Origin of the sequence: Dolichospermum circinale AWQC310F (assembly GCF_000426925.1) — a bacterium.
GTDB classification, from domain to species: Bacteria; Cyanobacteriota; Cyanobacteriia; order Cyanobacteriales; family Nostocaceae; genus Dolichospermum; species Dolichospermum circinale.
Genome location: NZ_KE384702.1, coordinates 5,519 through 17,410 on the forward strand (window position 1 = coordinate 5,519; position 11,892 = coordinate 17,410).

The 11,892-nt window shown below is 38.5% G+C and carries 12 protein-coding genes and 1 pseudogene; 8 read left to right on the top strand and 5 right to left on the bottom strand.

All coding sequences use genetic code 11. The annotated features are described in order from the left end of the window. Positions 1-13: 13 nt before the first annotated feature. Positions 14-388: a c-type cytochrome gene (locus ACIR310F_RS0116875; RefSeq protein WP_028084846.1), complete on the bottom strand. Its 375-nt coding sequence runs from the start codon at positions 386-388 to the stop codon at positions 14-16. Between the two features lie 199 nt (positions 389-587). On the opposite strand from ACIR310F_RS0116875, the gene petG reads away from it, so the two are divergent. Beyond that, the gene (petG, locus tag ACIR310F_RS0116880; RefSeq protein ID WP_015078754.1) at positions 588-701 is read left to right on the top strand and encodes a cytochrome b6-f complex subunit V; all 114 of its coding nucleotides are present in this window, start codon (positions 588-590) and stop codon (positions 699-701) included. A gap of 73 nt (positions 702-774) precedes the next feature. Here petG and rsmD read toward each other — a convergent pair whose 3' ends face one another. After that, positions 775-1,332, bottom strand: coding sequence for a 16S rRNA (guanine(966)-N(2))-methyltransferase RsmD (rsmD, locus tag ACIR310F_RS0116885; protein ID WP_028084847.1), 558 nt, complete (start codon positions 1,330-1,332; stop codon positions 775-777). Positions 1,333-1,642: 310 nt separating this feature from the next. After that, complete coding sequence (hisH, locus tag ACIR310F_RS0116895) at positions 1,643-2,278, bottom strand: imidazole glycerol phosphate synthase subunit HisH (RefSeq protein WP_028084848.1); 636 nt, start codon at positions 2,276-2,278, stop codon at positions 1,643-1,645. A 672-nt stretch (positions 2,279-2,950) separates the two neighbouring features. Here hisH and ACIR310F_RS0116900 point away from each other — a divergent pair. After that, positions 2,951-4,306 (top strand): DUF3370 domain-containing protein, encoded by a 1,356-nt coding sequence (locus ACIR310F_RS0116900; protein WP_028084849.1) that lies wholly within the window; start codon positions 2,951-2,953, stop codon positions 4,304-4,306. Positions 4,307-4,491: 185 nt separating this feature from the next. Beyond that, complete coding sequence (gene pirA / locus ACIR310F_RS22895; protein ID WP_035368288.1) at positions 4,492-4,734, top strand: arginine synthesis PII-interacting regulator PirA; 243 nt, start codon at positions 4,492-4,494, stop codon at positions 4,732-4,734. Between the two features lie 96 nt (positions 4,735-4,830). Here pirA and ACIR310F_RS0116910 read toward each other — a convergent pair whose 3' ends face one another. Next, on the bottom strand, positions 4,831-5,784 hold the full coding sequence (locus ACIR310F_RS0116910) for an NAD-dependent epimerase/dehydratase family protein (RefSeq protein WP_028084850.1): 954 nt from the start codon (positions 5,782-5,784) through the stop codon (positions 4,831-4,833). A 270-nt stretch (positions 5,785-6,054) separates the two neighbouring features. Here ACIR310F_RS0116910 and ACIR310F_RS0116915 point away from each other — a divergent pair, with 270 nt between their 5' ends. The 5 genes from ACIR310F_RS0116915 to ACIR310F_RS0116935 all read left to right on the top strand — a co-directional run bounded on the left by ACIR310F_RS0116915 (position 6,055) and on the right by ACIR310F_RS0116935 (position 11,262). Further along, entirely contained in the window at positions 6,055-7,197 is a 1,143-nt protein-coding gene (locus ACIR310F_RS0116915; RefSeq protein ID WP_028084851.1) for a glycosyltransferase, read from the top strand. Positions 7,198-7,310: 113 nt separating this feature from the next. Further along, positions 7,311-8,069 (top strand): undecaprenyl-phosphate galactose phosphotransferase family protein, encoded by a 759-nt coding sequence (locus tag ACIR310F_RS0116920; RefSeq protein WP_028084852.1) that lies wholly within the window; start codon positions 7,311-7,313, stop codon positions 8,067-8,069. A 407-nt stretch (positions 8,070-8,476) separates the two neighbouring features. Next, the gene (gene gmd / locus ACIR310F_RS0116925; RefSeq protein ID WP_028084853.1) at positions 8,477-9,556 is read left to right on the top strand and encodes a GDP-mannose 4,6-dehydratase; all 1,080 of its coding nucleotides are present in this window, start codon (positions 8,477-8,479) and stop codon (positions 9,554-9,556) included. Between the two features lie 20 nt (positions 9,557-9,576). Then, positions 9,577-10,521, top strand: a complete 945-nt coding sequence (locus ACIR310F_RS0116930; protein WP_028084854.1) for a GDP-L-fucose synthase family protein — start codon at positions 9,577-9,579, stop codon at positions 10,519-10,521. A gap of 246 nt (positions 10,522-10,767) precedes the next feature. Continuing rightward, entirely contained in the window at positions 10,768-11,262 is a 495-nt protein-coding gene (locus tag ACIR310F_RS0116935) for a 5-formyltetrahydrofolate cyclo-ligase (protein ID WP_051289714.1), read from the top strand. Here ACIR310F_RS0116935 and ACIR310F_RS22900 read toward each other — a convergent pair. After that, positions 11,230-11,892, bottom strand: a pseudogene (locus ACIR310F_RS22900) (hypothetical protein); the annotation flags it as partial. The gene ACIR310F_RS0116935 and the pseudogene ACIR310F_RS22900 overlap by 33 nt on opposite strands.

Sequence of the window (11,892 nt, forward strand, 5' to 3'; positions counted from 1 at the left end):
AATGTATAAATATTCATAGAGCTTCTAAGTAGCTTAACAGGTCTGCCATTTCCTGGACATTGGGTTGGAATTTTGGCATGGGGGGCGTTTCCCCACTAGTTACTTGACGAATTAGTCCATAGCGGGATTTGTATTTGGAGATTTCATGTAGAGTTGGACCGACTAGTCCATTTGCTTCTAAACCATGACAGCCAGCGCAGTTGATTTGGAAAATTGCTTTTCCTTGTACTGGGTTTCCCTGAAGGGAGAGAACACTTTTAACATAAGGATCAGAGGCTTGCACTATCTCAATCCCAAACAGGACTAAAGGCAGGGTTATCAGCATCGCTATAGTCAAGATAACGATCTGTTGAATCAGGGTTTCAGGTTTTATCAGATGGTTATCCAAAAGAGTTGCTTCTACAGTCTTCAAGTTTTCATTGCCTACACATAGCTTAAAATTTATTGACTGTGTTCGCAAGTACATAAGATGATTTTTATATAGTATTTAGATTTAAGACTGCTATGGAACGCGGGATTAATGCCAAATTTGGTAAAATCAAAAACAGGAAACGAATCTTTCAATAATCGCAACAAGGAGCTTTACAGTGGTTGAACCTCTATTATCAGGTATTGTGCTTGGTTTGGTTTTTGTAACTTTAAGTGGACTTTTTTACGCTGCTTATAGACAATATAAGCGTCCTACAGAATTAGGCGGCTGATATTGATTGAGAAGCTAGGGAAGAGGTCAGGAGTAGGAAGCCGGAAGCAGGGGAAATAATTACCCATTCCCAATTACTCATTACCAATTCCCTGCTCTTGATAAAATGTCAAGGCTGTGTTACCATAGCTTTTCTGTCGGCAGATTTCCCAGTTGGGAATTGTTAGCGGTGTCCAATCTTGGTGACGATGTTCCACTGCTATTTCTCCTGGGGAATCTAAAAGCTGATACTGAGCGATCGCTTGTAATACTGGTTCATATAATCCACTAGCATAAGGTGGGTCAAAATATATTTTGTCAAATTTTTGACCTGATAATTTTTTTAACTGTTGGGTGACATTTCCCCGCAATAGTTGAAATTTCTGGTTAGGATTGGCTACCCGTTGCCAATTTTCTTGGATGATGGCGCAAGCAAGACTTGACTGTTCAATACCAATAACGACGCTGGCTTCCCTACATAAAGCCTCAGCCCCCATTGCCCCGCTACCGGCGCACAAATCTAGCCAACGGCAACCAGTAATTGTTCCTTGCCAAATATTAAATAATGCTTCCCTGACTCGCGCACTCGTAGGTCTGGTATTTTCACCTGGTAAGGTTTTCAACAGACGATTTCCGTAAATTCTCAAACTCATTAGTTATTGGTAATCGGATTTTGGATTTTGGATTTTGGATTGATTCCGGGGATAAATCCGAGGGTTTTAAGCATCTCCGATTTGAGATTTTGGATTTTGGATTTTGGATTGATTCTGGGGATAAATCCGGGGATTTTGATGATCAACGGCTGATCGGATTTTGATTTTGGATTTTGGATTTTGGATTGATTCTGGGGATAAATCCGAGGGTTTTGATGATCAACAGCGGATTTGTCCTTAATCTTGAACTCATAGCTAGTAGTAGATAATGGTATCAGAGTTTAACAACCAACAACAAGGGCAACTTTTATTAAGCAAAAACTTTTTCGTGGACTTGAGCCACAAAATTAGATAATATTTGCAAGCCGACATTTGATGATTTTTCGGGATGGAATTGCACAGCCATAAGATTTTCATGAGCGATCGCAGCCGTAAAAGTTTGATTTCCATGGGTAACAGTAGCAGCCCGGACTTGGGGATTTGTAGGTTCAACATAGTAAGAATGAACAAAATAAACCCAAGGATCGGCGGGTAAATGTTCCCATAAAAGATTTTTTGGTTGCTTGAGTTGGAGTTGATTCCAACCCATGTGGGGAATTGTCATTCCAGGTTCAGAACGAAAACGGCGGACTTTTCCAGGAACAATTCCTAGTCCTGGTAACGTGCCTTCGGCGCTGGATTCAAACAAAATTTGTAATCCTAGACAAATACCCAAAAACGGTTTACCAGAAGCGATAGCATCTTTAATAGGTTTTTCCAAACCGCGCGATCGCAAATGTTGTACCGCTGGATCAAATGCTCCCACGCCTGGTAAAACTATAGCATCTGCTTTCGCCAACTCTTGAGAACAATAGGTAACTTGAGTAGTTGCACCAGCTTTTTCTAATCCTTTGCAGACAGAGTGCAAATTTCCCATATCGTAATCAACAACTGCAATCACTGGCATTTAGCTGCTCCTTGTAAATTTATGAGGAAGGGCATTTATTTCATTATTCTAATTCTAAATAATATTTCTTATGCAGAAAAAAATACTATTAACTTCTTTTGAGATTTGGCTAAGTCAACAAGAGTCAAATTCAGCGGATGACTTGTTACTCGCACTAGCCAAAATGGCTTGACTCTCCTATGATTTAAATTTCTTGCACCGTTTATCTGTAGATGTATAACTGGCCAGTTTCTGCGTCATTGCCAAAATTAATCACTTTCAGCCTGATTATATTAAGTACTTGGGCAAAATTAATTGTATATTTGGCAAAACAATAGAAATCTCTGTATCTCTTGTCTGTCACCCGTCACCTGTCACCTTTCCTAAATATGAAATTTATTTTCCACTGCTACTTATCTGTTGTGTCACGGCTGCAAGTCCTTCACCATTAGGGGAACAAGTTCCAGACTGTAGTATAAGTATTTTGCCTTTAGGGTCGCTAAATTCTAGCGAAAATATTTTGTAAACTACCGTTGATATGGAAAAATTATTAGTGCCAGAGGATTTTGTTCACCGTATTAGCCTGTGGACTAGATAGTACCAACACTTACTTCTAGAATGCCGATTTGATCATCAAAAACTTGGCACTTTTCTAAAAAAATTAACGTCTTTGGGAAAAAATTACCTAATATTATGTTGCCACTATTACTTTCTTTGGCTCTTGCACAAGCGAACTTGGTGACACCACCAGAGGAAATATTACAAGTACAACCAGTACGCCCTTTGCCAGGACAATTAGATTCAGTACCAGTATTTAATAGCAATAGTCCAGAATTGGTGTTAAAGGAAGGAATTTTACTTTCTACTTTTCCAGCAGCAGGGAAAAAAGTTACATCTGCCCATTTAAATTTTCCCTTCCGTGGCCAATTTGATATTTTTGCCCATCATGTGACTAAAACTGAATTACTGGAAAATTTACCTTCTCTTTATTTGGGTATTATTTTACATAACCCTGGTTCTCAACCAGTGACAGTCAATATATTACAAGCTGCTAGTTATTTAAGTCAACCAGATGCCCCATTTCAGGAATTATCATCTTTAATTCCTAATGACTTAGGAACAGTGTTTGCAGGTCCAGGTAGTCGCGTTATGTCTGATATTTTGAGGGGTAGAAGACAAGATATTTTTCCCCCGCAAATTGTCATTCCCCCCGGTCAAAGCCAGATGTTATTAAATTTACCCATTCCTGTCCAAGGGTTAATACCGCCTTTAAATGGTCGTTCTACATATCTGCGATTACGAAGTAATGGTAATATTTACGCTGCTAGTTTGGCGATGTTTGCCCGTAAAAATATTGATGGTAGTGAACGCGCACCTAATTTATCAGAATGGCAAAATTTATTAGATCATGGTGAATTATCCACTCCTAGAGATAAAATCCCCACTCCCATTACAGGAAATAATAAACCGGGAATTTACGGGCGTGTAGCTGGAGTATCAAAAGGTTCTCAATGGCGGGCTTATGTAGTAGATCAACCTAAAGGTAAGTATTTAACTATTCCTCAACCTGGTACTGGGTTTTCCTATGGGTTGAGTACCTTACATGGAGGAACTTTCGGCACAAATCAAATTCAAACTGCACCCATGTTAGTCCGTTATTCTGATACGGCCTATTATGCTCATGGTAATTATGGTGTTCAGTATAGTCTGAAGTTGCCTTTATACAATAATACTGAAAATGAACAAACTGTAAGTGTGATAATTCAAACTCCTCTGAAAGAGAATGAGTTAAGTAAATCAGGAATCCGCTTTCTTCAACCACCTGCGCGTCAAGTCTTTTTTAGAGGAACGGTGCGTTTACGTTATCAAGAACAGGGAAAATGGAAAAATAAGTTTCTACATTTAGTTCAAAAGCGTGGTGAAATGGGAGAACCATTAGTAGTATTGAATATTAAACCAAAAAATACCTCTTTAGTACAATTAGACTTTCTTTATCCACCTGATGCTTCCCCACCACAGGTTTTAACGGTCTCAACTCAAATTAGATAGGGTTTTCAGCCAATTTTGCAATAAATGCAGGATAATAATGCTATTTCTGCATTAGTAACTTGAATTTGTTGTCAAAATAACAGATTATAAAAATGAAATTGTTTACTGCTGCAATTGCCAACTACAAAACAACCCTGAAGTAGTGGGTTTTATCTTAACTTGAGTTCTTTCTTGGGAGTCTAAATATGAATACAAGCAGGATAGAATTAGCTAAAGAGGCATTAAAAACGCATAAAGAGAATATGCGAAAAACTCTAGAACATCGCTTAGAAGCAGCCATAAACCAGAAGGATGAAAACCTATTGCGTCAGTTAGAAGCAGAAATGCGGGAACACAGTCAATACTCTCAACCCTCTGCTGTTAAAGTTGATTTCTTTAGTTTTATACGTAACACAATGACTGTTAACCATCCAAAAATGGAAAGATAGTAAATTAGCTATTGTTTTGCTGCATTATGACACATTAGGTCAAAGCGAAAATGAGTTGTAGTGGGTAATTAGTAATTACCCATTACTTGTTACGAATTACCCAGCGTTCAAAATTTCATCATCTACAGAAAAATCAACTTCTAATTTATCTTGTCTGGTGATTAAATAATCATTTTCCCAAGAGTCTTTTAAACCAGAAATTAAATCATATTTAGGTTGCCAATTTAATTCTATTTGTGCTTTATTTATTGATGCGAAGAAGTGCTGTACCCGCATAGGAAAGGATTTGCGTTTACCGAAATCAAACTTTTTAGGATCATAATGGACGATTTTAACATCATCGGCGGATTTACCAGCAGCGACAGCACAAGCACGAGCTAAACCGTCAAAAGTGACAAAGCGATCGCCTGAAATATTATAAATCTGCCCAATTGCTTTTTCATTGCCAATTACTTGTATCATCGCTTGAGCTAAGTCTAATACATGGCCTAGCTGAGTCAAGTGCATACCATTACCAGGGATAGGAATGGGACGATTACGAGCAATTCTATCAAAAAACCAACTTTCCAAAGGATTATAATTTTGGGGACCGTAGATATAAGTAGGACGAATGGAAGTAAAGGGGATTCCTAATTGTTTGAGGTAAGCTTCCGTTTCATGTTTACCCTTGTGACGACTTTTAGGATCTACTGTATCACCTTCCAAATGGGGCATTTGGTCAGATTTGAGGTACACCCCTGCTGAACTCATGTAAACAAAGTGTTTTACCCGTCCTTGATAGATTTCTGCCAGGGGTTGGGTATCCGCGAGTTCTCTGCCATTATTGTCAAAAACGACATCAAAGGTTTCTTGTGCTAACTTTTCTCGAAGTTGATTTGGGTCTGTGCGATTCCTACGGAGCGCTTCGCGGTCGCCTATAATTTGTCCTACGCCTGAAGGTGTGGGATGATTACCACGATTAAACAAAACCACCTCATGTCCGGCTTTTAGCAATAATTGAGTCAAATACACACCAATAAACCGAGTTCCACCAATAACCAAAATTCGCATAACTTCCTAACTCCTAAATAACCAAAAGTGGACTGCTTCACCCTTATCTGTGCTTATCTTTGAGGTTATCAGGTTGTAGTATCATTCTGGAACATCTTTTGCTAGGATTGTATCTCTCATGTAATCTGGAGATTTTCCCACTGCTGAAAAAATAAGACTTATAATATTCTTTTTGGTAACATTGTGAGTAAGTCCCAGGAAAAATCAGTAGTGTGGAATATCACCTGATAAAATTAGCCTAATTACTTCCTCTACCCATTCAATTTAGCTGTGTCTTTAGAATATGCTTTGGTTCATGAGTGGTTAACCCCTCAAGCTACAGGTGGTTCAGAATTAGTAGTTCAGGAAATATTAAATCATATTCATGCTGATTTGTATGCCCTGATTGATTTTGAATCCAATAATCCCAAAAGTTATTTGTACAAACGTCAAATTGGCACAACGTTTTTACAAAAATTTCCCCAAGCGCGTCAAGGTGTGCAAAAATACTTACCTTTATTGCCCTTGGCCATTGAACAATTGGATTTACGAGAATATGAAGTTATATTAACTTCATCTCATGCAGTAGCTAAAGGAGTCTTAACCACGCCTAATCAACTGCATATTTGTTATTGCCATACCCCTATGCGTTATGCTTGGGATTTAACATTTGATTATCTCAAGCAAGGCAAATTAGGTCAAGGAGGTATAGGCTGGATAACACGCTACATTCTACATCATTTGCGGCAATGGGACGTAATTAGTGCCAACCGAGTTGATTATTTCATTGCTAACTCTCAACACACAGCTAGAAGGATTTGGCGTTGTTATCGTCGGGAAGCAACCGTTATCTATCCACCAGTGAATATTGACGAATGTTTATTTTCTCCAGAAAAAGAGGATTTCTATCTAATAGTCTCTCGATTAGTGAGTTATAAACAAGTTTCCTTGATTATTCAGGCTTTTAATTGCCTAAGAAAACCTTTGGTAGTTATTGGTACAGGTCCAGAAATGGACAAGCTGCGAGAAATAGCCCAACCACATATTCAAATTTTAGGATGGCAACCCGATCATATCGTCAAAAAATACATGGCACGTGCCAAGGCTTTTGTCTATGCAGCTTGCGAGGATTTTGGTATAGCCTTAGTTGAAGCCCAAGCTTGTGGAACTCCCGTAATTGCTTATGGCGGTGGTGGTGCGCTAGAAACAGTTAGAGATATTCGCACTGATCCTGACACAGGAACTGGTATATTGTTCAAAATGCAAACAGTAGGAGCTTTAGTAGATGCTGTGGAAAAATTTGTAGATCATCAACATTTGTACAATTATGAGTATATACAAAAACACGCTAATCAATTTTCTCGCCAGGTTTTTGCAGAACGTTATCTGAGTTTTGTTCATCAATGTCGTGAAAAAAGACTTTATCAAAAGTAAAAATCAGCGTTTTTGTATTTGTTTTCTGGGAAGATAACAAATTTTTCCCGAAAATTACTGCCTTTTAGCTTTAAGATCAGGACTATGTGTGGTGTGGATTATAAAGGAGTATGATGACTGCCCAGAGTTCACTTCTCTCCGGCAAACGATACCCGCGAAAGGATAACAGTACATCTATGGCTGTTTTATCAAAACGTGGTCAAAAAGTTAAACAGCTAAAGGTGAAATCCAGAGGTTTATCTTTTCAGGGTTTATACGGGGAGTTTTTAAAACGACTGTTTGATATAGTTTTTTCACTGTCGGTCTTGATTTTGTTTTCTCCTATCTACATAATACTGGCCTTGTTGATAGTCCTCAGTTCAAAAGGTCCAGTTTTTTATGTTCAACAACGAGTAGGTAAAAATTACCGAAGCTTTAATTGTATTAAGTTTCGCACTATGGTCAATAATGCCGACGAAATGCTGGTCGAAATGATGGCAATGTCACCTAAGCTGCGAGAGGAATTTGAAAGCAATTTTAAGCTGAAAACAGACCCAAGAATTACTAAAATTGGTCACTTTTTGCGAATTACCAGCTTAGATGAGTTTCCTCAATTTTGGAATGTTCTTAAAGGAGACATGAGTGTAGTTGGTCCGCGGCCTTTAGTAGAGGAAGAATTACCGAAATATGGTGATTATATCGGTCATGTTTTAACAATTCGTCCCGGAATTACGGGTTTGTGGCAAGTATCTGGACGTAATGATATTCCTTATCCCCGACGGGTGCAAATAGACCTCCACTATGTCAATTTTAGGAGCTTTTGGCTAGATTTGTGGATTATCCTGAAAACAGTTAATGTTGTGATTATGCCCAAAAATAAAGGTGCTTACTAAGTAAGTGCGCGGTTTTGCTGTAGTGGGGCATGATACTGCCCCAAAAACTATTTTTGATGATGAAATTATAAATTTTATTTATCCGCTAGAATGGACAAGACTAAACAAAATTTAGTTACTGGTCGCAATTAACACATATAATCCAAGGACATTAACTAAATGATTTAGCAAACATAGCCGGGGTATGTAAGGACTACACTACTTACAGTTTTGCAACTATCATTAACGATGACAGTATTGACTGAATTAATTACTTGTCAAAGTGTTCTTGATCAAGTATATTTGTTCACGGTTAGCTTTTGATAGCAGCTTACTTGTAAGTTTACTATTGAATGGGTTTTCTACTTAAATACTAGTTGGAATCAGATTGTTTGTCGTTATTCAACTAGAAACTATGGGGCATTATCATGACACAACCAAAACGCGCTTTAATTACTGGTATTACAGGTCAAGATGGTTCTTATTTAACGGAGCTTTTGTTAGAAAAGGGTTATGAGGTACATGGGATTATTCGCCGTACCTCTACTTTTAACACAGACCGCATTGATCATATGTACGAAGATCCCCATACCCAAGGGGTACGGTTATTTCTACATTATGGCGACTTGACAGACGGGACAACACTAGGACGGATTTTAGAAGAAGTCAAACCTGTAGAAATTTATAACTTAGGCGCTCAATCTCACGTTAGAGTTAGTTTTGATTCGCCTGAATATACAGTGGACTCTGTAGGCATGGGTACATTACGCTTATTAGAAGCTATCCGCGACTACCAACACCGTACCGGGATTGAAGTACGTTTCTATCAAGCCGGTTCTTCCGAGATGTATGGTTTAGTGCAAGCAGTCCCCCAAAGTGAAACTACACCTTTTTATCCCCGTAGTCCCTACGCTTGTGCTAAGGTATACGCCCATTGGCAAACAGTGAATTATCGTGAATCTTATAATTTGTTTGCTTGCAATGGTATTCTTTTTAATCATGAGTCTCCCAGAAGAGGTGAAACATTTGTTACACGGAAGATAACTAGAGCCGTAGCCCGCATTGTCGCCGGTAAACAAAAAAATATCTTTATGGGTAATTTGGACTCCAAGAGAGATTGGGGATATGCGAAAGATTACGTAAAAGCCATGTGGTTAATATTGCAGCAAGAGCAACCTGATGATTATGTGGTGGCTACAGGAGAAACCCATTCAGTGCGCGAGTTTCTAGAGTTAGCATTTGGTTATGTTAATCTAGATTGGCAAAATTACGTAGAGTTTGATGAACGTTATTTGCGTCCAGCCGAAGTAGATCTATTAATTGGTGATCCGACTAAAGCCCAGCAAAAATTAGGTTGGCAACCATCGGTAACATTTCCAGAACTTGTGTCTCTTATGGTAGAAGCTGATTTAAAAGCGGTGGGATGTACTTCCCCCAATGGTAATGGCTTAAAATACCCTGAAGATATTGCCACCACCCGTCAAGCATTGGGATCTCTGCACTTTTAATTCGTATCAAGGATAACAAGATGACAACCTTAGAATTAGAAAATAAACGGATTCTTGTCACAGGTGGGGCTGGGTTTCTCGGTCGTCAAGTCATAGATCAACTTTGTCAAAATGGTGCTGATCGTGATAAAATTACCGTGACGCGATCGCACAATTGTGATCTGCGAGTATGGGAAAATTGCCAACGGGCAGTAAACCAACAGGATATTATCATTCACCTAGCTGCCCATGTGGGTGGGATTGGTTTAAATCGAGAAAAACCCGGTGAGTTATTTTATGATAACTTGATCATGGGGACGCAGTTAATCCATGCGGCTTATCAACAGGGTACAGAAAAATTCGTTTGTGTAGGAACTATCTGCGCTTATCCTAAATTTACCCCTGTACCATTTAAGGAAGATGATATCTGGAATGGTTATCCAGAAGAAACTAACGCCCCCTATGGAATTGCAAAAAAAGCCCTGTTGGTACAATTGCAATCTTACCGTCAGCAGTACGGATTTAATGGTATTTACCTCTTACCAGTAAACTTGTACGGACCTGAAGATAATTTTAACCCCAATAGTTCTCATGTGATTCCGGCTTTAATTCGCAAAGTAGAAGAAGCCCAAACCAGGGGAGAAAAACAACTTCCTGTTTGGGGTGACGGTTCTCCCACTCGTGAATTTTTGTATTCTACAGATGCAGCACGGGGTATAGTCATGGGAACTCAGTTTTATAATGATGCTGAACCCGTCAATTTAGGAACTGGTTACGAGATATCCATTAAAGACCTAATTACCTTAATTTGCGAATTAATGGAGTATGACGGGGAAATTGTCTGGGAAACGGACAAACCCAATGGTCAACCCCGTCGTTGTTTGGATACGGAAAGAGCAAAACAGGCCTTTGGTTTTACTGCTGAGGTAGAATTTAGAACAGGTTTAAAGAATACCATTGATTGGTGGCGGAAAAACGCCGGCTAAAGTAGTTTCTCTCGTTCCCAGTCAGAGACTGGGAATGCCTTCCCAGAGTCTCCGACTCTAGTATACAAGAGAAGGCAGAGCCTTCTTAATTCATTCCCATACAGAGTATGGGAACGAGAGAGAGAAAAGAATCTAAAATCCAAAATCTAAAATCTAAAATCTAAAATTGTATCGGCTTTGCAAACAATTAATTCACAACTAACTAAAAAGGAATTGCGACGGGTTTTACTCCAAAAACGCCAGTCTATGACATTATTGGAATGGAGAGAAAAAAGCGATCGCCTTACCACCAACATCCAAAACTCAGTTATATTTAATCAAGCAAAGACAATTCTGGCTTTTTTTAGCTTTCGTCAAGAACCTGATATTAGTTCACTATATACCAACACTAATAAACGTTGGGGGTTTCCCCGTTGTGTTGATAAATCTCTAGTTTGGCATTTTTGGCAACCTAATGATACCATTAAAACTGGTGCTTATGGAATCAAAGAACCTCACCATGAAGCAGCAATAATAGAGATTGCAGAAGTGGATTTAATTCTTGTTCCCTGTGTGGGTTTTGATGTTCAGGGATACCGCTTAGGTTATGGTGGGGGATATTATGACCGCTTGTTAAATTCTCCCGGTTGGGATCAGAAACCAACTATGGGAGTGGTTTTTGATTTTGCTTATGTCTCTCAATTACCGGTTGATAGTTGGGATAAACCTTTAGAAAGGGTGATTACAGAAAGAAGATATTAGCCATTGACGGAAATGATCATGATAAAATCTATAAACAGTGACATTAGAAATAGTTCCAGAAATAGTTTCTACTTGCAAAAACTCAAACCAAGATTCTAAAATTTCCTCTACATCAAATTCATCAGTTTCTAGTAAATTGGCAATATCTGTAACAGATATGGGTTGTGTTTGCTGTGCTAAAATTTTCAAAACTGCTACAGCAAAATCTTGATCTGTTAAGTCTAGCATTTGTTGTAAATGCTGTTGGTAATAAGTTTCTAATTCAGGTGGTAGAGATGTTTCTAACTGGGAATATTGATCATAAAATCCATTATTTATATTATTATTTATATTATTTATAGCAGCTAAAATTTGACTAACATACATAAAATTATTTTCGCTGCGGTTGGTTAAATTAGTAATAAATTCTGCTGCGTTTATTTGCTGGGTATTTAACCAGGATTTGATTGACCTCTCCCTCAACCCCTCTCCTACAAGGAGAGGGGAGTTAGACAAGTTTTTTTCCTCTATTTCTGTAATAGGAGAAGGGGAGTTAGAAGCATCTTGTTCCCCCCTTCCCTGGCAGGGGGTTTTCATTCTCCGAGGTAAAGAAGAAAAGAATAGTGATCTTTTCTTGATAAAATCAAAAAG

What these genes read in the sequence shown, in the direction of transcription:
- rsmD (WP_028084847.1), bottom strand. Translation starts at nt 1,332, where the DNA reads ATGAGTTTGAGAATTTACGGAAATCGTCTGTTGAAAACCTTACCAGGT.
- hisH (WP_028084848.1), bottom strand. Translation starts at nt 2,278, where the DNA reads ATGCCAGTGATTGCAGTTGTTGATTACGATATGGGAAATTTGCACTCT.
- ACIR310F_RS0116900 (WP_028084849.1), top strand. Translation starts at nt 2,951, where the DNA reads ATGTTGCCACTATTACTTTCTTTGGCTCTTGCACAAGCGAACTTGGTG.
- pirA (WP_035368288.1), top strand. Translation starts at nt 4,492, where the DNA reads ATGAATACAAGCAGGATAGAATTAGCTAAAGAGGCATTAAAAACGCAT.
- ACIR310F_RS0116910 (WP_028084850.1), bottom strand. Translation starts at nt 5,784, where the DNA reads ATGCGAATTTTGGTTATTGGTGGAACTCGGTTTATTGGTGTGTATTTG.
- ACIR310F_RS0116920 (WP_028084852.1), top strand. Translation starts at nt 7,311, where the DNA reads ATGACTGCCCAGAGTTCACTTCTCTCCGGCAAACGATACCCGCGAAAG.
- gmd (WP_028084853.1), top strand. Translation starts at nt 8,477, where the DNA reads ATGACACAACCAAAACGCGCTTTAATTACTGGTATTACAGGTCAAGAT.
- ACIR310F_RS0116930 (WP_028084854.1), top strand. Translation starts at nt 9,577, where the DNA reads ATGACAACCTTAGAATTAGAAAATAAACGGATTCTTGTCACAGGTGGG.
- ACIR310F_RS0116935 (WP_051289714.1), top strand. Translation starts at nt 10,768, where the DNA reads ATGACATTATTGGAATGGAGAGAAAAAAGCGATCGCCTTACCACCAAC.